This window comes from Nakamurella sp. (assembly GCF_048594475.1).
Taxonomy (GTDB): Bacteria; Actinomycetota; Actinomycetes; order Mycobacteriales; family Nakamurellaceae; genus Nakamurella.
The window spans coordinates 1-22,791 of sequence record NZ_JBMDXT010000069.1 but is presented as its reverse complement, the minus strand read 5'-3'; the positions used below and the strand labels follow the sequence as shown (position 1 = coordinate 22,791).

The window sequence follows — 22,791 nt, the reverse complement described above, 5'->3', positions numbered from 1 at the left end:
GCGATCGCGTCCGCCAGCCGCCGGGCGTCCTCCACCACCAGGACCCGCATGCTCTCCCCTGTGCCGTACTCGGTTACTGCTGCCCGGCCGGTTCGCCGGCCCGGGCCGGCTCCGTGCTGCCCCGCGCGATCAGCTCGGTGATGCCCCTGGCCACGGCCTGGCCGGTCAGCCCGAGTTCGGCCAGGAGCTCACCGCGGGAGGCCGGCTCGAGGAACTGCTGCGGCAACGCCAGCACGTGCACCGGCCGGCCGCTCCCGGAGAGCCGGTCGACCACCGCGGCGCCCACCCCACCGGACCGGCCGCCGTCCTCCACGGTGACGACCAGGCGGTGCTCGGCCGCCAGCAGCTCGATCTCGGCCGGCACCGGCAGCGCCCACCGCGGGTCGACCACGGTGACCCCGATGCCCTGCTCGGCCAGCAGCCGGGCCGCTTCGACGGCCATCGCGCCGAACGCGCCCACGGCGACGAGCAGCACGTCCCGCTCGGCCCCGGACCCCGGCTCGGCCAGCACGTCGACGCCACCGTCGGGGCCGGACACCGGCACCGGGCCGGGCCCGGCACCGGGGTTCGCCAGCACCCGGCGGACGGCCGGGATGGTCGCCGGCACCGCCCCCTTGGGGAACCGCAGCACCGTCGGGCCGTCCGCGACGTCCAGGGCCTCGCGCAGCTCCTCGGCCAGGGTGAGGGCGTCGCGCGGCGCGGCCATCCGCAGGCCCGGCACGATCCCGGCCAGCGACATGTCCCACATGCCGTGGTGGCTCGGCCCGTCCTCGCCGGTCACGCCGGCCCGGTCCAGCACGACCGTCACGCCCAGCCGGTGCAGCGCGCAGTCCATCAGCAGCTGGTCGAAGGCCCGGTTGAGGAAGGTCGAGTAGACCGCGACGACCGGGTGCATGCCGCCCATGGCCAGCCCCGCCGCGGAGGTCAGCGCGTGCTGTTCGGCGATGCCGACGTCGAAGATGCGGTCCGGGAAGGCGGTCCCGAACGGGGTCAGCCCGGTCGGGCCGCACATGGCCGCGGTGATCGCCACGACGTCGGGCCGCTCGGCCCCGGCGACGACCATCTCGCGCCCGAAGACGTGCGTCCAGGTGGTCGTGGTCGCGGCGACGGGCTTGCCGGTGGCCGGGTCGAACGCGGGCGGCGAGTGCATCTGCTCGGCCTCGTCGTTCTCGGCCGGGTGGTAGCCCTGGCCCTTGCGGGTGACGCAGTGCACCACGACCGGGCCGCCGAACGCCCGGGCCCCGCGCAGCGCCTGCACCAGGGCCTCGACGTCGTGCCCATCGACCGGACCGACGTACTTCAGCCCGAGGTCGGCGAACATGGTCTGCGGGACGAAGAAGTCCTTGACCGCGGACTTGGCGGCGTGCAGGGCCGCGTACAGCGGCCGGCCCACGACCGGGGCGCGGGGCAGCGTGTGCTTGACCCGGCCCAGCATCCGCTCGTACCCGGGGCGCAACCGGATCGCGGCCATCCGCTGGGCCATCCCGCCGGTGGTCGGCGCGTAGGAACGCCCGTTGTCGTTGAGCACGATGACCAGCGGCCGGTCGGCCGCGGCGATGTTGTTCAACGCCTCCCAGGCCATGCCGCCGGTCAGCGCGCCGTCTCCGATGACCGCGACCACGGTGCGGTCCTTCTCCCCGCGCAGGGCGATGGCCTTGGCCATCCCGTCCGCGTAGGACAGCGAGGTGGAGGCGTGCGAGTTCTCGATCCAGTCGTGCTCGGACTCGGCCCGGCTCGGGTACCCGGACAACCCGTGCCGGGTGCGCAGCCGGTCGAAGCGGTCGGCCCGGCCGGTGAGCACCTTGTGCACGTAGGCCTGGTGACCGGTGTCGAACAGGATGGGATCGGCCGGCGAGTCGAACACCAGGTGCAGGGCGATGGTCAGCTCGACGATGCCCAGGTTGGGGCCAAGGTGACCGCCGCGCTTGGCGGTCTGGGTCACGAGCAGATCGCGGATGTCGGCGGCCACGTCGGTCAGCTCCGCCGGCGACATCGCCCGCAACCGGGCCGGCGACAAGTCGTGCAGCCGCGCCGACGGCGGCCCGTCGGGCCCGGACGGGCCGGGACGCCCCTGATCTGTCACCGACGCCTCCCTGCTCGCTGTCCGGATCCTCAACGACCGTACCGCCAGGTAACGACGCCCGGTTTCACGGCATGGTTGCCGTCACGTCGGGATGGCACGTCCGGGCGCGTCCGGTGGCCGGCTCCCCCACCCGGACGAACCTGCCCCGGCCGCGCGGGAGCGGTACATTCCGCCAGGTGACCGTGACCTCACCCGATCCGGGCCGGCCCGTGGTGACCATGCGTCACGGCGGCGGGCCGCCGCTGGTGATCGCGCATCGCGGCGCGAGCGCGTCGTGGGCGGAGAACACGCTCTCGGCCTTCCTGGCCGCCTGGCACGCCGGCGTGACCTGGGTGGAGGCCGACACCCAGCCGACGGCGGACGGCGTGCCGGTCCTGCTGCACGACCGCGACCTCGACCGCACGACGACCGGCCGGGGCCCGGTGCGCGCCGCCCGGTACCGCGACGTGGCCCGGCTGACCGTGCGCGGCCGGCCCGGCGAGTGGGTGCCGCGGCTGGACGACCTGCTGACGATGGTGACGCCGGGCCGCGCCCTGCTGCTGGAGCTGAAGGGCTACCACACCAGCGCGCAGATCCGGACGGTGCTCGCCGCCGTCGACGGGCACGGGGCGGCCGGCCGGGTGCTGCTCCAGTCGTTCGAGCTCGAGGTGCTGCGCGAGCTGCACCGGGCCGATCCGGACCGGCCCTTCGGCCTGCTGGTCACCGACCTGGACGCCGACCCGGTGGCCCGCTGCCGCGACCTCGGGGCCGCCTACTACAACCCCTCCGTCGGCGCGCTGCTGCGCCGGCCGGACGTCGTGCCGGCCCTGCACGCCGCCGGGATCGGGATCGCCTGCTGGACGGCCGACGACCCGGCCCGGTGGGCGGCGCTGGCCGGGGCCGGCGTCGACGCGATCATCACCAACCGGCCCGCCGCCCTGGCCGCCTGGCAGCGGCGCCCCTGACGACCCGGGCGCACCCCGACGAGTGTCCAGAAACCGCCCTCATTGCCGCGCAATGAGGGCGGTTTCTGCACACTCGGGGCCGGTCCGCGGGCGCCGGGCGGGTCAGCCGCCGAACCGGGTCGCCCCGCCGAACAGATCCTGCGGGTCGTACCGGCGGGCGACGGCGGCCAGCCTGGCCCGTTGGTCGGCCGGCCAGAGCCCGCCGGCGGCACCGGCACCGCCCATGCCCAGGAAGTTCGGCCCGCCGGCCGTGCGCCACGGGGCCAGCGCGCCGACCACCGCCTCGACCTGGGCGGGGATCAGCGCGGCGGCCGGGCCGGCCGGCACCCCGAGGACATAGGCCTGGAAGGCCGCGGACCGGCCCGGCGCCGCGCTCGGCGCGGTGTCCGCCACCGGCGCGGCCACCGCCCCGCCGAGCAGCCGCAGCTCGACCATGGTGACCCCCGACCCGGACTCCGCCCCGGCCACCGCGACGAGCGCGTCGACCGCCTCGGGCGGCAGCGCGGTCAGGCCGACCCCGTGGTCGTACGCGGGCAACGGCGTCGTCGGGTCCATGTGGACGGCGTCGATCGCCGGGTAGGGCAGGTCGCCCACGGTGTCGGCCAGCACGGGCGCGATGTCGCGCATCGGCGCGAGCAGTTCCGCGGCCTCGGCCGGCGTCCCCAGGTGCGCGAATCGCAGGTGCACGACGAACCGGCCCTGCAGCGGCGGCGGCAGGGACGGGTCCGGCGGCAGCCGCAGCAACGCGATCGAGGTCCCGGCCTCGACGGGCAGCGCGGGGGCCCAACGCCGCCAGCCGTGCAGCACCGCCGCGGCCGCCTCCCCCGGGAAGAACAGGCCGCCGCCGACCAGCCGGCGGACCGGCACCAGGTCGATCGTCATGTCCACGACGATGCCGAAGCCGACCTTGCCGCCCCGGATCGCCCAGAACAGGTCGGGGTCGTGCTCGGCGTCGACCCGGCGGATCTCGCCGTCACCGGTGACCAGGGTCAGCGCGCGGACCCGGTCGGCGGCCAGGCCGAACCGGCGGGCCAGCGGGCCGAGCCCACCGCCCAGGGTGTACCCGACCGCGCCGACCGACGAGGACGAGCCGTTCAGCGGAGCCAGGCCGTGCGGCGCGGCCGCGTCGATGACGGCCCGCCAACGGGCACCGGCACCGACCGTCGCGGTCGCGGCGACCGGGTCGACCGTCACCGCGGTCAGCCGCCGGGTGCTGATCAGCAGGGTGCCGGCGAGGTCGCCGGTCAGGCCGTGGCCGTTGGCCTGCACGGTGATCGGCAGGCCCGCGTCGGCCGCCCAGGTCACCGCCGTGGCGATGTCCGCCGCGCCGGTGGCGCCCACCACCACCGCGGGCGCCGCGGCCACGGAAAGGTTGAAACCCGCGACCTCGGCGGGATAGTCGGGATGGCCGGGGGTGAGCACCGGGCCGGCGACGGCGGCCGCCAGGTCGGTGACGGGGGTCAGGGAGATGGTCATCATCGGTCCAATCGAGAAGGGCAGGTCGGGTCGGGAGGTCGGGTCGGGAGATCGGGACGGCACCGCGGAACGGGCCGCCGGGACGGACTGCGTTTCAGCGGGCGGCGGTTGAGCGGGCGGCGGTTCAGCGGGCGGCGGTTCAGCGGGCGGCGGTGACCTCGATCTCCACCGCCATCCCGGGGTGCACGAGCCGGGCGACCCCGACGAGGGTGGCCGGCGGGGTGGCGCCGGCCGGGTCGAGCCGTTCGGTGATCGCCCCGTACGCGGCCAGGGCGGCGTCGACGTCGGTGGTGTAGACGGTGAGCCGGACGACGTCGGCGAGCGTCATACCGCCCGCGGCGAGCACCTGCTCGACGTTGCGCATCGTCAGGGCGAGCTGGGCGCAGACGTCGCCCTCGTGCATCACGACACCGTGCTCGTCGACCGGCCCCTGGCCCGCCGCCGTCAGCAGGTGCCGCGGCGCGGTCCGCAGCTGGCCCTGGTCGTACCCGAAGCGCCGGCTCGGGCCGTGCGGGTTGAGCCGGAGCACGGTGCGCCCGGGATCCGGCCCGGCGGCGGTGGGGGTGGCGGTCATGACGACCACCATCGGGCGCCGGCCCGGCCGCCGACCATCCCAGGTCGGTGGGGAAACACGTCCCCAGAATTCTGGGATACCGGTCGCCGGCCGGCCGGTCCCATACTGATCCGATGGCGACCCTGGCGACCGAACGGGCGCGCACCCGGCTGGACCAGCTGGCCGCGGCCGGCCTGTCGGCCGACGATTTCGGGGCCGCGGCGGTCGAGGTGCTGGCCACCGCGCTGCCGTTCGTGGCCGCCTGCGTCGCGCCCGCCGACCCGGCCACCGAGTTGATCACCGGGACCGTGAAGTGGGGCGGCCTGACCGACGAGCAGGACGACCAGTGGGCGTTCTGGGAGTACGAGTCGGCCGAACCGTACGACTTCCGCGAGGTGGTGCGCCGCCCCGGGGGCGTGACGACCGCGCACCTGGAGACGGGCGGCCATCCGCTGGACTCCCCCCGGGTCGCCGAGTTCTTCCACCAGCTGTGGGGGTTCACCGACGAGCTGCGGCTCGCGCTCCGGGTCGACGGCCTGACCTGGGGTTTCGTCGCGCTGTTCCGGGACGGCGAGCGGTCGGCGTTCACCCCGGCCGAGCTGACGTTCGCCAGCGAGGTGGCGCCGACCCTGGGCCGCGGGCTGCGGGCCGGGCTGGTGACCGGGGCGGCGATGGCGGCCGACGACGGCATCATCTCCGCGGGCGTCGGTCCGGCGGTGATCGTGCTGGACGGCACCGGGCAGGTGCTGCAGGCCAGCGTCGGCGCGCAGACCCGGGTGACCGAACTCGGCGGGGGCCCGCTGGGCGACGCGCCGCTGCCGATGAGCCTGCTCAGCCTGGCCGGCGCCGCGCGGACCTATGCGGCCGGCCGGACCACCCAGATCCCGCGGATGCGGCTGCGCACGCGGGGCGGCGGTTGGGTGGTCGCGCACGCCTCACCGCTGATGGCGATGACCGGCGGGCCGGCCGACGTCGTGCTGACGATCGAGGAGGCGCGGCCGCCGGAGGTGGTGCCGCTGATCGTGGCCGCGTTCGGGCTGACCGCCCGGGAGCAGTCGGTGGTCCAGCTGGTGCTGCGCGGGGTGAGCACGACGGAGATCGCCAGGGAACTGCACCTGTCCGCCTACACGGTCCAGGACCACCTCAAGTCGATCTTCGCCAAGGCCGACGTCCGCAGCCGGCGCGAGCTGACCGCCCGGGTGTTCTTCGACCAGTACGCCCCGCGGATGGCGGGCCGGCAGAGCGCGGGACCCTCCGGCTGGTTCGGCGGCGCCTGACCCGGGCCCGCACGTCGGGTCGCGCCGCTCGTCCGCCCCGCCCGCTCGTCCGCCCCGCCCGCTCGTTCACCCCGCCCGCTCGTTCACCCCGCCCACGCGCCCGGCCCGCCCCACTCGGGGTGTCGGGGTGTCGGCGGTCCCGGGGCCGGTCAGGCACAGGCCGACCGCGGCCGCGACCGGTGCTGGTCGCAGGCGACGGTGAAGGCGCAGGTCATCGATTCGGCCGCGGCGAGCACCCGGACGATCTTGTCCAGCGAGGCGGACTCGGGGACGTCGACGGCCAGCATCGGCGGTTCCAGGCCGCTGCCCACCCGGGCGCCGAGCTCGGCCAGCGCGTGCATCACCGGGGCGAGTTCGTCGTCGGCGGCGGCCATCACGTGCAGCGTGGAATGCCCGCCGCGGCTGACGACGACCCCGCCGACGTACCCGATCCCGTCGTGCCGGACGCGGACGATGTCCCCCCGCGAGAGATTGGTCAGGAACCACGGGACGGCCACGATCTCGGCCAGGTCGTGGGCGATCAGCACCGCCTCGACGGACTCGGCCGGATACGGCGGCCACTCGTCCTCGTCGACCAGCGGGAACAGCACGTCGACCCGTTCCGTTCCGACACTCTGGGTGATCGTGGCCCGCGGAATGCTCGGCGGACGAGTGGTGTCGACGCCGATCGGATGGACATCAGTGGACATGGACATACAAAACTCCTCCTCCACGCGCACGGCAAGTAGTCGCGCACACTGCGAGGAAAGAGCCACCCGGGCCGTCCCCGGATACATGGCCGCCGCGCGGATCGAGCCGGACCGCGGCGACCGGACCGTCAGGCGGCGGTCAGCCGGGGACCGGGGTGAAGCGGGCGACACATTCGACGTGATGCGTCTGCGGGAAGGTGTCGAACGCCCGCAGGCCGGTGAGCGCGTACCCGCCCGCGGCCAGGGCCGCGGTGTCCCGGGCCAGCGCGGCCGGGTCGCAGGCCACGTACACGATCACGTCCGGCCGCCGGGCGGCGAGCTCGGCGCAGACCGCCGGGCCGGCCCCACTGCGGGGCGGGTCGAGCACCACCGCCGCCACCTCGGGATCCAGGTCGGCCAGCACCTCGCGCACGTCGCCGGCCCGCACGACGGCGCCGAGATGCCCGACCAGGTTCGCCACCGCCAGCGTGGCCGCCCGGTCGTCGGACTCGACGCAGACCACCGTGCCGTCCGGGCCGACGGCCACGGCGAGCACCTCGGCGAACAGCCCGACCCCGCCGTACAGGTCCCAGGCGACCCGGCCGGTCAGCTCCACGCCGGCCAGCGCCTGGGCCACGGCCTCGGCCAGCACGTCGGCCGCGGCCTCGTGGGGCTGCCAGAAGCCGTCGGCGGCGACCGAGAAGTCCCGGCCGGCGGCATGTTCGGTGACGACCGGGCTTTCCGGGGCGCCGGGCCCGGGCCAGGTCGGGGTGACCGCGCCGTCGGCGGCGCGCGCCAGCACCACCTCGGGGAGCGCGGCCGGCCGGGAACCGGGCCGACCGGAGCGGCCGTCCCGGCGCGACCTGGACGCCCGCGGTGGCCGGGGCGCGGCCCGGCGCACCCGGTCGGGCACGTCCAGCACGTCGACGGCCGCCGTGAGCGCCGGATCGGCGATCAGGCAGGGTTGCCGCTCGCTGATGGGTACCACCCGGTGCGAGCGGACGCCGCGGGGGCCGATCCGGCCGTCCTGGTCCAGCGCCCACCGCACGCGCGACCGCCAGCCGAACTCCCCGCCCGGCAGCGGCTCCACCGGCACCGTCAGGTCCAGCCCGGCCAGCCGGCGCAGCTGCTCGGCGATCACCGTCGCCTTGAGGTCGCGCTGCAGGTCGGCCGCGGCGTGCTGGAAGTCACAGCCGCCGCACCCGCCCGGCCGGAAGTGCGAGCACGGTGCGGCGACCCGGCGCGGGTCGGCCGCGCGGATCTCGATCGCCTCGCCGCGGCAGAAGGAGCCGGGCCGGGCCTCGGTGATCCGGACCAGCGCCCGCTCCCCCGGCAGGGCGAGCCGCACGAAAACCACCCGTCCCTCGTACCGGGCCACGCAGTGGCCGCCGTGGGCGACCGGCCCGATCTCCAGCTCCACCTCGACCCCGGGGGCCAGGTCGTCCGCGGTCGGACCCGTCCCGCCGTCGGCGGGCGTCCCCGCACCGGTCCCCGGATCGCTCACCGAGTCTCCTCCCGCACCGGGCACCGCCCGCTCCGCCGGGTCCGGCCGGTCCGTCCCGGGGTCACTCATCGCCGTACCGGATGCCGAACGTCCCGGTCTCCGAGGCGCCCTCCGGCGGGATCAGCGACCCCGGCTTGCGGCCGCGGATGGACGGCGTGCGCTCGGCCCGCAGCCGGATCCGCTCGTCCAGCGCCTCGGACGACGAGAGCTGCCAGGGCACCGAGGTGACCATGACGCCAGGGGTGAACAGCAGCCGCCCCTTGAGCCGCAGCGCGGACTGGTTGTGCAGGATGTGCTCCCACCAGTGGCCGACGACGTACTCGGGGATGAACACGGTGACCACGTCGCGCGGCGAGTTCTTGCGGGCCCGCCGCACGTAGTCCAGGACCGGCTTGGTGATCTCCCGGAACGGCGAGTCGATGACCTTCAGGGCGACCGGGATCTGCCGGTCCTCCCACTCGCGGGCCAGGTCGGAGGTGTCATCGGGGTCGACGTTGACGGTGACCGCCTCGAGGGTGTCCGGCCGGGTGGCGCGGGCGAACGCCAGGGCCCGCATCGTGGGCAGGTGCAGCTTGGACACCAGCACGATCGCGTGCACCCGGCTGGGCAGCACCATGTCGTCCTCGTCGGCGGCGATCTCCCGGGCGACCCGCTCGTAGTGCCGCTTGATGGCCCGCATGGTGACGAAGATGATCGCCATCGCCAGGATCGCGATCCACGCGCCGGCGATGAACTTGGTGATCAGCACGATGATCAGCACGACGCCGGTGAAGCAGAAGCCGATCGCGTTGATGGTCTGCGAGCGGCGGTACCGTCGGCGCACCGCCGGGTCCTGCTCGACCCGCAGCAGCTTGTTCCAGTGCTTGATCATGCCCAGCTGGGAGAACGTGAACGAGACGAACACGCCCACGATGTAGAGCTGGATCAGCGCGGTGACGTCGGCCTGGAACGCGATGATCAGGATCAGCGCGATCGCGGCCAGGAACACGATGCCGTTGGAGAACGCCAGCCGGTCGCCCCGGGTGTGCAGCTGCCGGGGCAGGAACCGGTCCTGGGCCAGGATCGACCCCAGCACCGGGAAGCCATTGAATGCGGTGTTGCAGGCCAGGACCAGGATCAGGCCGGTGGTGAACGAGACGATGTAGAAGCCGATCGGGAAGCCGGCGAACACCGTCTCGGCGATCTGCGCGATCAGCGTCTTCTGGTAGTAGCCGTCGGGCGCACCGACCAGCTGGGCGGCCGGGTCGTCGGCGTACTGCACCCCGGTGTAGAGGGTGAGCAGGACCAGCCCGATCAGCATGCTCACCGACAGGCCGGCCATCAGGGCCAGCGTGGTGGCCGCGTTGCGGGACTTGGGCTTGCGGAACGCGGGCACACCGTTGGAGATCGCCTCGACGCCGGTCAGCGCGGCCGACCCGGAGGAGAAGCTGCGGGCGAACAGGAAGATCAGCGGCAGGCCGGTCAGCGCGTGCTCGGCCTGCATGTGGAACTCGGAGCTGGGCGCCCTGACGTCGGCGCCGATGATGAACTGGACCAGGCCGGTCAGCATCATCGCCGCGATCGAGATGATGAACGCGTAGACCGGGATGGCGAACGCCGAACCCGACTCGCGGATGCCGCGCAGGTTCAGCGCGCAGACCAGCACGATGATGCCGATCGAGAACCACACCGGGTGATCGCCCACCACCGGGATGGCGGACCCGATGTTGGCGACCCCGGCCGCGGTGGACACCGCGACGGTGAGGATGTAGTCGACCAGCAGCGCGCTGGCCACGATCAGACCGGCGGTCGGGCCGAGGTTCTTGGTGACGACCTCGTAGTCGCCGCCGCCGCTGGGGTAGGCGTGGACGTTCTGCCGGTACGAGGCGACCACGACGATCATCACCAGCGCGACCAGGCCGGCCACCCACGGCGCATACGCGTAGGCCGCCAGCCCGGCGACCGACAGCACCGCGAAGATCTCCTGCGGCGCGTAGGCGACGCTGGACAGCGCGTCGGAGGCGAAGACCGGGAGAGCGATCCGCTTGGGCAGCAGCGTGTGCGCCAGCTTGTCGCTGCGGAAGGGCCGGCCGACCAGCAGACGCTTGGCGGCGGTGGTCAGCTTGGACACAACGACCAAGCGTAGGTCGCTCCGGTGACGGCTTCGACACGGCGGTCCCCGGGGCACCCGGATCGGCAGCGGTTCGGCAGCGGTTCGGCCCGGGCGCGGGGGTGGGCCGGGCCCGTCGGCCGGCCGTTGTAGGTTGCTCGCGTTGTAGGTTGCTGGGGACACCAGGGCACCACGAAGGGGCAGCGGCGTGCACATCGTGATCATGGGGTGCGGCCGGGTCGGGTCGTCCCTGGCCCGGCAACTCGGCCGCGCCGGCCACTCGGTGGCCGTCATCGACCGCGACCCGGCCTCGTTCCGCCGGCTCGGGGCCGATTTCCACGGCCAGCAGGTCACCGGCATGGGCTTCGACCGCGACGTCATGCTGGCCGCGCGGATCATGGAGGCGCACGCGTTCGCCGCGGTGTCCTCCGGCGACAACTCCAACATCATCGCCGCCCGGGTCGCCCGCGAGCAGTTCAACGTGGAGACCGTGGTCGCCCGCATCTACGACGCCAAGCGCGCCCAGGTCTACGAGCGGCTGGGCATCCCGACCGTCGCGACCGTGCCCTGGACCACCGACCGGCTGCTGCGCATGATCATCCCCGAGGGCCTGATCAGCGAGTGGCGGGACCCGTCGGGCACCGTCACGATCGTCAACCTGCCCTACCACCGGCACTGGATCGGCCGGCCGCTGACCGAGTTGGAGGCTGCGGTGGGCGTGCACGCCGCGTTCGTCGTGCGGTTCGGCCGCGGCCTGCTGCCGTCCGCCGAGACGGTGGTGCAGGACGGCGACCTGGTCTACGCCTCGGTGCTGTCCCGGGACATCCACGACGTGGCCGACAAGGCCGCCATCTCCCCGGTGGACGGCCTGTAATGCGCATCGCCATCGCCGGTGCGGGCTCGGTGGGTCGTTCGATCGCCGGCGAGCTCGTGGAGAACGGCCACCAGGTCATGCTGATCGACCGGGACCCGGAGGCGATCAAGCCCGGGCGGATCGAGGCGGCCGAGTGGGTGCTGGCCGACGCCTGCGAGGTCGCCCTGCTGGAGGACGCCGGCCTGCAGACCTGCGACGTGGTGATCGCCTGCACCGGCGACGACAAGGTCAACCTGGTCGTGTCGCTGCTGGCCAAGACCGAGTTCGCGGTCGGCCGGGTGGTCGGCCGGGTCAACGACCCCCGCAACGAGTGGCTGTTCACCGACGCCTGGGGCGTGGACGTGGCCGTGTCGACCCCGCGCATCCTGGCCGCGCTGGTCGAGGAGGCCGTCTCGGTCGGCGACCTGGTGCGCCTGTTCACGCTGCGGCAGGGGCAGGTGAACCTGGTCGAGGTCACCCTGCCCCCGACGACGAGCATCGCCGGCCGGCCGGTCCGCGACCTGCAGCTGCCCCGCGACGCCGCCCTGGTGACGATCCTGCGCGGCGGCCGGGTGATCGTGCCGCAGCCGGACGAGCCGCTCGAGCCCGGCGACGAGCTGCTGTTCGTGGCCTCCACCGAGGTCGAGAGCGAGGTCCGGGAGGCCCTGCGCTAACGCGCTCCGGTCCACGCGCACGGCCCGCTCTCGCCCGGGCCCGGTGGCCTGCGGCCCGGCGCGCCGCGACGGGCACGCCGGTGTCGATCAGGCCGGGTCGGCGGGCGGCGTGTCCTCGCGCCGCTGCGGGCGGCCCGACTGGCGCAGGTGCGCGATCCGCTCCCGCCAGGTCAGCCCCTCCGGCCAGGTGCCCCGGGCCACGATGAGCACGCTGACGGCGATCGCCACGATGAACAGCGGGTAGCCCATGATCAGCCGGAACGCGGCCAGCCAGCCGACCTGGTCGGTGTCGTAGAGGTAGTTCTGCACCAGGTAGCGCACGGCGAACACGACGACCCAGACGAACGTCGCCCAGTCGTACTTGCGGACCAGCGCCCGGTCCTTACGCCAGGCCGTGCCCCGCCCGTTGATCGACTCCCAGATCACGCCGATCAGCGGCCAGCGCACCACGATGGACAGCAGCAGCGCCCCGCCGTAGAGCAGGTAGCTCCAGATGCCCAGCAGGAAGTACCCCTTGGCCGAGTCGGTGCGGTAGGCGATGTAGGCGGCGATCCCCACCCCGAACAGCCCGCCGATGGCCTGGGTGACCGGACGCTTGCGGGCGATCCGCAGGCCGGCGATGACCACCGCGGCGGCGACCGCCGCGCCGATGCCCCAGCCCAGGCCGCCGATCATGTTGGCCACGATGAACACGACGACCGGCAGGCCGGAGTCGACCATGCCCATGACACCGCCCATCTGGTCCCAGATGGTCGGCATCGGCGGCCGGGCGGCGGCCCCCGGCTCGGCCGCGTGGACCGGCTCCGCCGGTCCGGTCGGGGCGCCCGGATCGACCGGTCCCGCGGCCGGATGCGGGGCGGCCGGAGGGTGCGGGGCCGGGGATCGGTACGGCTCCGGGTCGGTCACGACGCGTGCGCCGGCAGCAGGTCGTAGTCCGGGTTGTAGATGACCTTGCGGCCGTCCCGGATGGCGACCCGGCCGCGCACCTTGACGGTGCGTCCGGGTTCGATGCCGGGAATGGACCGGCGGCCCAGCCAGATCAGCTGGACGCCTTCGGTGCCGTCGTAGAGCTCGGCGACCAGCGTCGCCAGCGAGTCGGTCGGCCGCAGGTCGACGTAGCGCAGGCGACCCTGCAGCACGACCCGTTCGCCCTGGCAGCAGATCTGCGCCCGGACGGCCCCGGAGGCGTCCGCCTCGCCGCTGAGCCGGTCGGCGTCGACCTCGTCGTCGTCCTTGGTGAACTTCTTCAGCCAGGTGGAGAAGGTTCCGCCCACGGCCGTCCCTCCTGTCCCGCGCCGGATGCTGTCTGGGTCCCGCCGTCACGTCCGGGGTCGTTCGACCCGACCGCGCCGGCTCCTTCGAGGGTAACCCCGGGGCCCACCGGACCGGAGATCGTGCCGGCCACCGGGACCGGCGCCGGGTCGGCCACCGGGGCGGCACCGGCCCGGGCCAGCACGCCCCGGACGTCCGGCGGCCGGTAGTCCGGCCCCTTGAGCACCTTGCCGTCGGCGCGCCGCACCGGCCGGCCGTCCGCGCCGAGTTTGGTCATGTTGGACGAGTGGACCTCGTCCAGCACGGCGTCCAGGTCGATCCCGTAGACGTGCGCCGTGCCGTAGGCCACGTAGACGATGTCGGCGAGGGCATCGGCCACGCCGACCACGTCCCCGAGCCGGGCGGCGTCGGCCAGCTCGCGGACCTCCTCCTCGATCAGGGCCTGCCGCAGCGCCACCTGGTCGGGCCCGACCGACGCGGTCGGGACCGTCCGGACCGGCAGGCCGTAGGCCCGGTGGAAGTCCCCCACCTGGCCCCGGGCCCGGCTCGACCCGGTCGGGCCGATCAGTTGTGTGTGGTCGATCACCGGTTCCACGGTGCGTCCCCGCTCCGGTCGTCCGCCCGCCCGCCGACCGCCGGCGGGCTCAGGCGCAGTCCACGCAGACCAGGCGACCACCGTTGTCGGTGGCCAGCCGGCTGCGGTGCTGGACCAGGAAGCACACCGAGCAGGTGAACTCGTCGGCCTGCTTGGGGATGACCTTGACGGTCAGCTCCTCCCCGGACAGGTCGGCCCCGGGCAGCTCGAAACTTTCGGCGGTGTCACCCTCGTCGACGTCGACGACCGAGGACTGCGCCTCGTTCCGCCGGGCCTTGAGTTCTTCCAGGGAGTCTTCGGATGGTTCGTCGGATTCGTTGCGACGTGGAGCGTCGTAGTCGGTAGCCATTTTCTCTTTCCTCACCCCGGGAGCAATCCCGGGTTGCACTTGCTCCGTTCACTGCGACCGAGGTAACGCATTCGAAGCCTGTTTTGTGCCCACCGGGACCGGTGATCACGCCCCCGTCCGGGCACTCGTGTCCTCGACGCCACCGCCCGCCGGGGTCACCGTCGACCCCGGGCGTTCGGATCGGCGCGCGCAGAGTAGCCGATACCCGCCGGGTGGTCGAGCGCGGCCCCGCTCACACCTCGGCGTGGCTTTACCCTGGTTCCATGCCGTGGCGGCCATGATGGCGCCAGCCGCTGCCCGGACGACAGGTCAGCCCGTCGCGCCCCGCCCGCGGCGGGGGCATCGGCGACGGCCCCGCAGGTCCGTCGGCAGCCCCAGACAGGAAGGTCATTGCAGCGGTGAGTCTCGCCTCCGCACCGGATCGATACCGTCGGCGCCGGTACTGGCCGATCGTGATCGTGCTCAGCGTGCTGCTGGTCGTCGGTCTGGTCGTCTGGTTCCCCAGCCTGCGGTCCAGCGCCGCGGACAGCGGCGCCTGCAACGCGCCGGGTCCGGCTCCCGCCACGACCGCCCTCACCTCCCGCAGCGGCGCCGCCGCGTCCGGTTCCGACGGGGCCGCCCCCGGCACCGAGGCCAGCACCGAGGCGAGCCCGTCCCCCACCCCGACGACGACCCCGATCGTCACCTCGCTGGGCGCCTACGCCGACCACGAGAGCCTGGCCAACGTGCGTCCGGCCAACCCGGCGACCGTGCTGCTGACCGTCTACAACGCCAGCGCGGTGCGCGGGCAGGCCAAGGCCGTCGCCGACGAGCTGCGGGCGTCCGGTTTCGAGTCGATGCTGCCCAGCGGCAACGACCCGCTGTACCCGGCGTCCGACCTGCGGTGCGTCGCGCAGATCCGGTTCGGCCCGGCCGGGGCCGCGGCCGCCCGCACCGTGCTCCTGGTCACCCCGTGCGCCCAGCTGGTGGTCGACTCCCGGGTGGACGACTCGGTCGACCTGGCCCTGGGCGGGCGCTACATCTACGACTCGATGAGCCAGGACGTGAAGGACCAGCTCAAGCAGATCAAGGACGCGGCCACCCCGCCGGCGGTCATCGAGGGCCAGACCGCGGCGGCCAAGCCGCTGCCACCGATCCCGGCGCTGCCGTCGGCCGCCTGCGCCGGCTGACCCGTCCTCGCCGTCTCCCCGGCCCGGGCCGGGGAGCGGGCGGCCGCGCACGGGGTCGGCCGCTCCGTCGCGCCGGGCTGCCGGAGCGGAATCGAATCAGTACGATTTGGCCCACCATCCCGGCAGGCCCTGGGGCGCCGCCCGCAGGCATCCCACCGACCCCGTTCAGCGAGGAGCTCGCGTGTCAACCTCAGCACCCGACACGGCATTCGGCATCGACATCGGCGGCACCGGAATCAAGGGCGGCGTGGTCGACCTGCGCGGCGGGGTGCTGATCGGCGAGCGGTTCCGGCTGCCCACCCCGCAGCCCGCCACCCCGGCCGCGGTGGCCGAGGTCGCCGGGAAGGTCGCCGCGAACTTCGACTACAGCGGCCCGTTCGGCGTCGATTTCCCCGGCGTCGTGCTGAACGGCGTGGTGCAGACCGCCGCCAACGTGGACAAGAGCTGGATCGGGACGTCCCTCAAGGACGCCATGACGCCGCAGCTGCCCGGCCCGGTCACCGTGCTCAACGACGCCGACGCCGCCGGCCTGGCCGAGGCCCGGTACGGGGCCGGCCGCGGCAAGCGCGGGCTGGTCATCGTGGTCACGTTCGGGACCGGCATCGGCATCGCCCTGATCAACGACGGCAAGCTGGTGCCCAACGCCGAGCTCGGGCACATCGAGCTGGACGGCCACGACGCGGAGACCAAGGCCGCGGCCTCGGCCCGCGAGCGGGACGGCCTGAGCTGGGAGCAGTGGGCCAAGCGCGCCTCGAAGTACCTGCGCACGCTGGAGAACCTGCTCTGGCCCGAGCTGTTCATCCTCGGCGGCGGCATCTCCAAGAAGCCGGAGAAGTGGGTGCCGCTGCTGCGCAACCGGACGCCCACCGTGGTCGCCCAGCTCATCAACAACGCCGGCATCGTCGGCGCGGCGCTGGCCGCCAGCGAGGCCGAGCCGGCGGACGAGACCCCCGCCGAATCGACCCAGGCCCTGCTCCTGGACTGATCGTCGGGCCCGGCCGGCCGATCCGTCGCCCATCAGGCTTCGTTTCGGTCGGCGCCGGGATGCGTCGCGGTTACACTGGAGCGGTCGCTTTCCGGCAGGACCACGGTTCTCGAGTTCGGATCCACCGCGTCGGTCAGCTCTGCTGCACATCGGCGTGAGCGGGTCGCGAACCGCCAGTCTTATGCGGCTCGTTGACGCGAAAGGGCATCAGTGGCAGGCGCAGCAACCTCTCCCAGTTCGACCCGCACCCGGCACACGGCTTCGGGCGGTGGTCCCGACCCGGTCGCCAAGCCGGTACGGGCCCCCAAGAAGGCGGTCGACACCACCGATCCGGAGTCCATGGACTCCCCGGAGGGTGCCGAGGAGGACCTGATCGGCGGCGACGACGTCGAGCTGATCGACGTCGAGGCCGCGGACGTCGGCACCGACGACACGGCCGAGGGCGACATCCTCGTGGTCGGCGTCGTCGAGGTCGACGACGAGGAGGACGAGGACGAGGAGACGGCCGCCGCCCCGGCCGCGGCCAAGGCCAAGCCCGCCGGCAAGGACGGCGCGCCGGAGAAGACGGGCGAGTCCGAGGACTTCACCTGGGACGACGAAGAGGAGTCCGAGGCGCTCAAGCAGGCCCGCAAGGACGCCGAGCTGACCGCCTCCGCGGACTCGGTCCGCGCCTACCTCAAGCAGATCGGCAAGGTCGCCCTGCTCAACGCCGAGGAGGAGGTCGACCTCGCCAAGCGGATCGAGGCCGGCCTGTACTCGGCCGAGCGGATGCGTCAGTTCGAGGAGGCCGGCGAGCGGCTGCCCAACCAGATGCGCCGCGACCTGCGGTGGATCAAGCGGGACGGCGAGCGCGCCAAGAACCACCTGCTCGAGGCCAACCTGCGGCTGGTCGTCTCGCTCGCCAAGCGCTACACCGGCCGCGGCATGGCGTTCCTGGACCTGATCCAGGAGGGCAACCTCGGCCTGATCCGGGCCGTCGAGAAGTTCGACTACACCAAGGGCTACAAGTTCTCGACGTACGCCACCTGGTGGATCCGCCAGGCCATCACCCGGGCCATGGCCGACCAGGCCCGCACCATCCGCATCCCGGTGCACATGGTCGAGGTCATCAACAAGCTCGGCCGCATCCAGCGTGAGCTGCTGCAGGACCTGGGCCGCGAGCCCACCCCGGAAGAGCTCGCCAAGGAAATGGACATCACCCCGGACAAGGTGCTGGAGATCCAGCAGTACGCCCGGGAGCCGATCTCGCTGGACCAGACCATCGGCGACGAGGGCGACTCGCAGCTCGGTGACTTCATCGAGGACTCCGAGGCCGTGGTGGCCGTGGACGCGGTCTCCTTCACCCTGCTCCAGGACCAGCTCCAGGCCGTCCTGCAGACCCTGTCCGAGCGCGAGGCCGGCGTCGTCCGGCTGCGCTTCGGCCTGACCGACGGCCAGCCGCGCACCCTCGACGAGATCGGCCAGGTCTACGGGGTCACCCGTGAGCGGATCCGGCAGATCGAGTCCAAGACGATGTCCAAGCTGCGGCACCCGTCCCGCTCCCAGGTGCTGCGCGACTACCTCGAGTAGATCGCCCCGCCGCGACGGCGCCGATCGGCCATCTGCTGGCCGGTCCGGCGCCGTCGGCGTCTCTCGGCCCTTGTTCCGGCCCGCCGCGGCCCCGGCACCGCCGGTCCGGCCGGCGACGGGCTCACCAGGTCGGCGTCAGGCTCACCAGGTCAGCGTCAGGACCGTCGGCGGCACCGCCAGCAGCACGGCCGCGACGACCAGGATGGCGGCTCGGGCCGCCGGGGGCAGCGGATGCGGGTGACACAGGCGCCGGACCCGGTCGGTGATGCAGGTGGTCGCCTCGGGCACCGGCCAGGTGGACGCCGCCGACGAGCCGCACCGGCCGTCCAGCGCCACCCGGGCCAGGGCCGAGGCCAGCACGGTCGGCCCGCACCGGGCCGCGGCGACGTCGTCGGCCAGCATCTCGGTCAGCTCCCCCACCGCGCGCCCGGCCTGACGCACCCCGCGGACCCGGCCGAACGCGGCCACCCAGGCCTGGAACGGCATGATCAGGATGTCGTGCCGGGCCCGCAGGTGGGCCCGCTCGTGCGCGACGACCGCGGTGAGCTCGGCCGGGGTCAGCAGATCGACCATGCCGGTCGAGACGATGAGCCGCGCGTGCAGGCCGGGCAGGGTGTAGGCGACGGCGCTGCGGTGGTCCATCAGCCGCACCTGGCAGCCCGCGCCCAGCGGGACCCGGGCCGCGATCGGCCGGCTGACCAGGTCGACCATCTGCCGGTGCAGCCGCCGCCGGGTCACCGTCCGCCAGGCCGTCCGCAGCAGGCTGGCCAGCAGCACCAGGGTGACCGCCAGCGAGAGCAGCCCGCAGGCCGCCCGCCACGCCGACAGCTCGCCCGCGACAAGCGAGGACCACCAGTACAGGCCGGCGCCGACGAGCGTGTCGCCAGCCGGGTCGACCGCCAGCAGGGCCAGCCCGGCGACGACCGAGAACCCGGCGCCGAGGCAGACCGCCTGCCAGAGCAACAGCGACCAGCCGGGCGCGCGTCGCGTCCACCGGGCCCGGGCCAGGGCGATGCTGACCGGCGCGGCCAGCGCCAGCCCGAGCACGATCAGCAGGCAGCCCGCGCCGGTGATCGGCACCCCATCGCGGCCGACCGGACTCATTGGTCCGGGCCGTCCAACGCACGCCGCAGCGCGTCCTGATCCTGCTCGCTGATGCCGCCCACGAACCGGGTGAGCGCGGCGTCCCGATCGGCCGCTCCGTCCAGCACCTGGCGCATCAGCGTGGCCAGGTGCTCCTCACGCCCGGCGGTGGCCTCGTAGAAGTGGGCGCGGCCGTCCCGGGACCGCCGGACCAGACCCTTGGCCTCCAACCGGGACAGCACGGTCAGCACGGTGGTGACGGCGAGCTCGCGGCCGGGCAGGGCGTCGACCACCGCACGGGCGGTCATCGGCTCCCCGGCGTCCCAGAGCACGTCGACGACCGCCTTCTCGAGTTCGCCCCTGGCCGCCATCCGCACTCTCCTCCGCGTCCTGCCGCCTCCATTGTTCCCGTCGCGGGGATCACGCGGCGAGTGGGCCCATCACCGCCGGGCGGTTCCCCGTTCCATCCGTCTCCGTCAGGCTCCGTCAGGCTCCGTCAGGCTCCGAGCGTCTCCATCCACGCCGGACGGCCGTCAGGCGATCGGGTCGGTGCGGGCCGGCGGCCGCGCCGGCGCGGCCGGCCGGTCGACGCGCCGGCCACCGGCGAGCCGCACGACCTCGTCGGCCCGCTCCTCGTCCGCCGGTCGGTGCGAGACCAGCAGCACGCACCGGTCGGCGGCGGCATCCAGGATGCGTTCGGTCACCAGGTCGGCCGTCGCCGCGTCCAGGTGGGCGGCCGGCTCGTCGGCCAGCAGCACCGGCCGGTCGGCCAGGACCGCGCGGGCCAGCGCGACCCGCTGACGCTCGCCCCCGGACACCGCCCGCCCGTGCTCGCCGACCCGGGTCTGGATGCCGGACGGGAGGTCGTCGAGCCATGGCCCGGCGCCGGCCTCCCGCAGCGCGGCCAGCACCTGCTCCCCCGTGGCGTCCGGCCGGGCCAGGCGGACGTTCTCCAGCACCGACGAGTCGAACAGGTACGACCGCTGGTCGCACCAGGAGAACAGGCTGCGCACGGCATCCGGGTCGAGCGTCGCCGCGTCCACCCCGTCGACGGTGATCCGGCCGGCCGTCGGCGTCAGGAATCCCAGCAGGACCGCGATCAGGGTGGACTTGCCCGATCCCGACTCGCCGGCCACGACGATCCGCCGTCCGGGCACCAGGTCCAGGTCGATCCCGGTCAGGGCGTCCCGGTCGGCGCCCGGCCAGCGGGCGCAGACCCCCCGCAGCCGGATCGTCGGGCCGCCCGCCGGGTGCGGCAGCTCCGCCGGACGGGCCGGGGCCGGCGCGGTGACCGGCGGGGTGTCCATGACGGCGAACAGCCGGCGCAGGGCGGCGCAGGCGCGGTTGAGCGCGGTGCCGGCCAGCCCGACGGCCTGGACCACGTCGGTCAGGGCGAGCGGGGTCAGCACGACCACGGCGAGCAGCACCGGATTCAGGTCCTGCTCGAGCACGGCCGGGACACCGAACCAGGTGGCCAGCCAGACCGCCGCGCCCATCGCCGCGACGGCGACCGCGGCCGCGACGCCGCCGGCCCGGGCGGTCCCCGCGGCGACCCGGCGGTTGGCCCGCTCGATCCGGTCCAGCTCGGCGAGCCGGGCGGGCAGGGCGCCGGACACGGTCAGTTCGGGCAGGTCGTCGAGCAGCTCGCTGACCAGCCGGGTGCGGTCGGCCCGGAGCTGCACCGTCTGCGACTCGGTCCGCGCCGACCGGCGGGCGCCCAGGACGGGCAGCAGCACGCAGGCCACGAGCAGGGCGACCGCCAGCGCGGTCCCTGCCGACGGCAGGATCAGGAAGGACAGCACGATGGTGCCGGTGCCGACCAGCGCGGCCCCGGCCAGTGGCAGCAGACCCCGCAGGAAGGCGTCGCCCGCGTCGTCGACGTCGTCGACGGTGCGGGCGAGCAGGTCGCCGCGGCGCCACAGCGGCAGGGCCGCCGGCGCGATCTCGGCCAGGTGGGCGACGAACCGTTCCCGGATCCCGCCGAGCACCCGGAAGGCGGCGTCGTGCGAGATCAGCCGTTCGACGTAGCGGAGCACCCCGCGGCCGATGCCGAGCGCGCGCACCGAGACGACCGCCACCATCAGGTAGAGCACCGGCGGTTGCTGGGCGGCCCGGGCGATCAGCCAGGCGGACGTCGCCATCAGGGCCACCGCACAGCCGGACGCCAGCGCACCGACCACGGCCGCGCCGATCAGTCGCGCCCGCCCGCCGCGGGCCTGCCCCCACAACCGGACCACCGGATGTCGGCCGGCCCGCCCGGAGCCCCCGGTGACGTCCGGCGCGGCGGCCGGCGCGGGTGCGCCGGCCACGGGCTCGGCCCGGGTCACCACGGGTTCACCGCCGTCGTCGCCAGGGACTGGTCCGGGCCGCCCGCGGCCGGCCCGTCCGGCCCGTCGCCGGCACGTCCGTCCGAGCCGCCGTCGACCGCACTCCCGACCAGCTCGTCCGGCCCGGCCCCGGCCGGGCCCGCCCCGGCCGGGCCGGCGATGTCCGGGGGGGCCCCGGCGGTGCGCGCCGGCAGGGCCACCACCTGATCGGCCAACGCCAACGGGGCGGGCCGGTGGGTCACCAGGACGACCGTGCGCCCGGCGGCCAGACGGCGGATCCCGGCCAGCACCCGTTGCTCGGTGGCCTCGTCCAGGGCCGCGGTCGGCTCGTCGAGCAGCAGCACCGGAGCCGGCCGGGCCAGCGCCCGGGCCAGGGTCAGCCGCGGCCGCTGCCCCTGGGACCGACCGGACCCGCCGTCGCCGCGCCGGTGCTGCCCGCCGTCGGCCAGCGAGTCGACGAACCCGGCCGCGTCCACGGCCTCCAGGGCGGCCCGCAGGGTCGCATCGTCCGCGTCCGGATTGCCCAGGGCCAGGTTCTCCCGGATCGTGCCCGCCTGCAGCGCCCCGCCCTGGGCGGCCCACCCGAGCCGGGACCGCCACCAGGCGGGCTCCAGGTCGGCCACCGCGACGGGCTCGGCGTCCGACGGTCGCACCGCGACCGTGCCGGCCTCCGGCCGCACCAGGCCGGCGATCATCTGCAGCAGCGTCGTCTTGCCGGCCCCGCTGGGTCCGGTGACCACGGTGATCACGCCGGCCGGCGCGGTCAGCGTCATCGGCCCGACCGCGCCCCGCTCACCGGGGCGGCCGACGGTCGCGCCCACCAGGGTGACCGCGTACGGCCCGGCCAGGTCGCGGCGGGTGCCGGCGACCGGCGGCGCGGTCTCCAGCACGTCGAGGATGCGCCCGGCCGCCTCGACCCCGTCCGCCGCGGCGTGGAACTGGGTGCCCAGCTGGCGCAGCGGCAGGTACGCCTCCGGCGCCAGGATCAGCACGGCCAGGCCGACCTCCAGGGTCAGCCCGCCGTAGACCAGCCGCAACCCGATCGCCACCGCGACCAGCGCCACCGACAGCGACGCCAGCAGCTCCAGGATCATCGAGGACAGGAATGCCACCCGCAGCGTGACCATCGACGAGCGCCGGTAGTCGTCGGTGACCCGCCGGACGGCGGCCGCCTGGGCCCTGGCCCGGCCGAACACCTTGAGCGTGGGCAGACCGGCGACGACGTCGGTGAAGTGGGTGGCCAGCCGGGCCAGGCTGGCCCACTTGGCCCGGGTCTGCCGGTCGGTGTACCAGCCGACCAGGGCCATGAACAGCGGGATCA

General features: G+C 74.4%; 21 protein-coding genes. 7 read left to right on the top strand and 14 right to left on the bottom strand.

Features of this window, described 5'->3' with window-relative positions; all coding sequences use genetic code 11:
- Positions 1-73 precede the first annotated feature (73 nt).
- Positions 74-2,026, bottom strand: a complete 1,953-nt coding sequence (gene dxs / locus ACOJUF_RS03455; protein WP_420120469.1) for a 1-deoxy-D-xylulose-5-phosphate synthase — start codon at positions 2,024-2,026, stop codon at positions 74-76.
- Positions 2,027-2,259: 233 nt separating this feature from the next.
- Between dxs and ACOJUF_RS03450 the strand changes: the two genes are divergently transcribed.
- The gene (locus ACOJUF_RS03450; protein WP_420120467.1) at positions 2,260-3,027 is read left to right on the top strand and encodes a glycerophosphodiester phosphodiesterase; all 768 of its coding nucleotides are present in this window, start codon (positions 2,260-2,262) and stop codon (positions 3,025-3,027) included.
- 102 nt (positions 3,028-3,129) lie between these two features.
- Here ACOJUF_RS03450 and ACOJUF_RS03445 read toward each other — a convergent pair whose 3' ends face one another.
- A complete protein-coding gene (locus tag ACOJUF_RS03445; protein ID WP_420120466.1) occupies positions 3,130-4,503 on the bottom strand; it encodes an FAD-binding oxidoreductase in 1,374 nt (457 codons plus the stop codon).
- A 139-nt stretch (positions 4,504-4,642) separates the two neighbouring features.
- Positions 4,643-5,077 (bottom strand): RidA family protein, encoded by a 435-nt coding sequence (locus ACOJUF_RS03440; RefSeq protein ID WP_420120465.1) that lies wholly within the window; start codon positions 5,075-5,077, stop codon positions 4,643-4,645.
- 113 nt (positions 5,078-5,190) lie between these two features.
- Between ACOJUF_RS03440 and ACOJUF_RS03435 the strand changes: the two genes are divergently transcribed.
- The gene (locus ACOJUF_RS03435; protein ID WP_420120464.1) at positions 5,191-6,333 is read left to right on the top strand and encodes a response regulator transcription factor; all 1,143 of its coding nucleotides are present in this window, start codon (positions 5,191-5,193) and stop codon (positions 6,331-6,333) included.
- A 149-nt stretch (positions 6,334-6,482) separates the two neighbouring features.
- Here the strand turns inward: ACOJUF_RS03435 and ACOJUF_RS03430 are convergent, their stop codons facing one another.
- The 3 genes from ACOJUF_RS03430 to ACOJUF_RS03420 all read right to left on the bottom strand — a co-directional run bounded on the left by ACOJUF_RS03430 (position 6,483) and on the right by ACOJUF_RS03420 (position 10,615).
- On the bottom strand, positions 6,483-7,028 hold the full coding sequence (locus tag ACOJUF_RS03430; protein ID WP_420120463.1) for a DUF4265 domain-containing protein: 546 nt from the start codon (positions 7,026-7,028) through the stop codon (positions 6,483-6,485).
- A 133-nt stretch (positions 7,029-7,161) separates the two neighbouring features.
- The gene (locus tag ACOJUF_RS03425; protein ID WP_420120468.1) at positions 7,162-8,439 is read right to left on the bottom strand and encodes a class I SAM-dependent RNA methyltransferase; all 1,278 of its coding nucleotides are present in this window, start codon (positions 8,437-8,439) and stop codon (positions 7,162-7,164) included.
- Positions 8,440-8,566: 127 nt separating this feature from the next.
- Entirely contained in the window at positions 8,567-10,615 is a 2,049-nt protein-coding gene (locus ACOJUF_RS03420) for an APC family permease (protein WP_420120462.1), read from the bottom strand.
- Positions 10,616-10,802: 187 nt separating this feature from the next.
- Between ACOJUF_RS03420 and ACOJUF_RS03415 the strand changes: the two genes are divergently transcribed.
- Together ACOJUF_RS03415 and ACOJUF_RS03410 are read left to right on the top strand one after the other, a co-directional pair.
- Entirely contained in the window at positions 10,803-11,468 is a 666-nt protein-coding gene (locus ACOJUF_RS03415; protein WP_420120461.1) for a potassium channel family protein, read from the top strand.
- A complete protein-coding gene (locus tag ACOJUF_RS03410; protein WP_420120460.1) occupies positions 11,468-12,121 on the top strand; it encodes a potassium channel family protein in 654 nt (217 codons plus the stop codon). Before ACOJUF_RS03415 ends, ACOJUF_RS03410 begins: the two co-directional genes overlap by 1 nt.
- Positions 12,122-12,208: 87 nt before the next feature.
- On the opposite strand, the gene ACOJUF_RS03405 is transcribed toward ACOJUF_RS03410, so the two are convergent.
- The 4 genes from ACOJUF_RS03405 to ACOJUF_RS03390 all read right to left on the bottom strand — a co-directional run bounded on the left by ACOJUF_RS03405 (position 12,209) and on the right by ACOJUF_RS03390 (position 14,337).
- A complete protein-coding gene (locus ACOJUF_RS03405) occupies positions 12,209-12,880 on the bottom strand; it encodes a DUF3159 domain-containing protein (RefSeq protein ID WP_420120459.1) in 672 nt (223 codons plus the stop codon).
- Positions 12,881-13,023: 143 nt separating this feature from the next.
- Entirely contained in the window at positions 13,024-13,395 is a 372-nt protein-coding gene (locus ACOJUF_RS03400; RefSeq protein ID WP_420120458.1) for an OB-fold nucleic acid binding domain-containing protein, read from the bottom strand.
- Positions 13,368-13,979: a hypothetical protein gene (locus ACOJUF_RS03395; protein ID WP_420120457.1), complete on the bottom strand. Its 612-nt coding sequence runs from the start codon at positions 13,977-13,979 to the stop codon at positions 13,368-13,370. Before ACOJUF_RS03395 ends, ACOJUF_RS03400 begins: the two co-directional genes overlap by 28 nt.
- 58 nt (positions 13,980-14,037) lie before the next feature.
- Positions 14,038-14,337 (bottom strand): DUF4193 domain-containing protein, encoded by a 300-nt coding sequence (locus ACOJUF_RS03390; RefSeq protein ID WP_420120456.1) that lies wholly within the window; start codon positions 14,335-14,337, stop codon positions 14,038-14,040.
- A gap of 398 nt (positions 14,338-14,735) precedes the next feature.
- Between ACOJUF_RS03390 and cei the strand changes: the two genes are divergently transcribed.
- From cei to ACOJUF_RS03375, 3 genes are all read left to right on the top strand, one after another.
- Complete coding sequence (gene cei / locus ACOJUF_RS03385; protein ID WP_420120455.1) at positions 14,736-15,506, top strand: envelope integrity protein Cei; 771 nt, start codon at positions 14,736-14,738, stop codon at positions 15,504-15,506.
- A 181-nt stretch (positions 15,507-15,687) separates the two neighbouring features.
- Positions 15,688-16,491: a polyphosphate--glucose phosphotransferase gene (gene ppgK / locus ACOJUF_RS03380; RefSeq protein WP_420120454.1), complete on the top strand. Its 804-nt coding sequence runs from the start codon at positions 15,688-15,690 to the stop codon at positions 16,489-16,491.
- A gap of 210 nt (positions 16,492-16,701) precedes the next feature.
- Positions 16,702-18,060, top strand: a complete 1,359-nt coding sequence (locus ACOJUF_RS03375) for an RNA polymerase sigma factor (RefSeq protein ID WP_420120453.1) — start codon at positions 16,702-16,704, stop codon at positions 18,058-18,060.
- A 141-nt stretch (positions 18,061-18,201) separates the two neighbouring features.
- Here the strand turns inward: ACOJUF_RS03375 and ACOJUF_RS03370 are convergent, their stop codons facing one another.
- From ACOJUF_RS03370 to ACOJUF_RS03355, 4 genes are all read right to left on the bottom strand, one after another.
- Positions 18,202-19,140, bottom strand: coding sequence for a M56 family metallopeptidase (locus ACOJUF_RS03370; RefSeq protein ID WP_420120452.1), 939 nt, complete (start codon positions 19,138-19,140; stop codon positions 18,202-18,204).
- Positions 19,141-19,160: 20 nt separating this feature from the next.
- On the bottom strand, positions 19,161-19,514 hold the full coding sequence (locus tag ACOJUF_RS03365; RefSeq protein WP_420120451.1) for a BlaI/MecI/CopY family transcriptional regulator: 354 nt from the start codon (positions 19,512-19,514) through the stop codon (positions 19,161-19,163).
- A gap of 162 nt (positions 19,515-19,676) precedes the next feature.
- Positions 19,677-21,473, bottom strand: a complete 1,797-nt coding sequence (cydC, locus tag ACOJUF_RS03360; RefSeq protein WP_420120450.1) for a thiol reductant ABC exporter subunit CydC — start codon at positions 21,471-21,473, stop codon at positions 19,677-19,679.
- A partial coding sequence (locus tag ACOJUF_RS03355; RefSeq protein ID WP_420120449.1) for an ABC transporter ATP-binding protein/permease occupies positions 21,467-22,791 on the bottom strand: 1,325 nt, incomplete at its 5' end. The genes ACOJUF_RS03355 and cydC, both read right to left, overlap by 7 nt.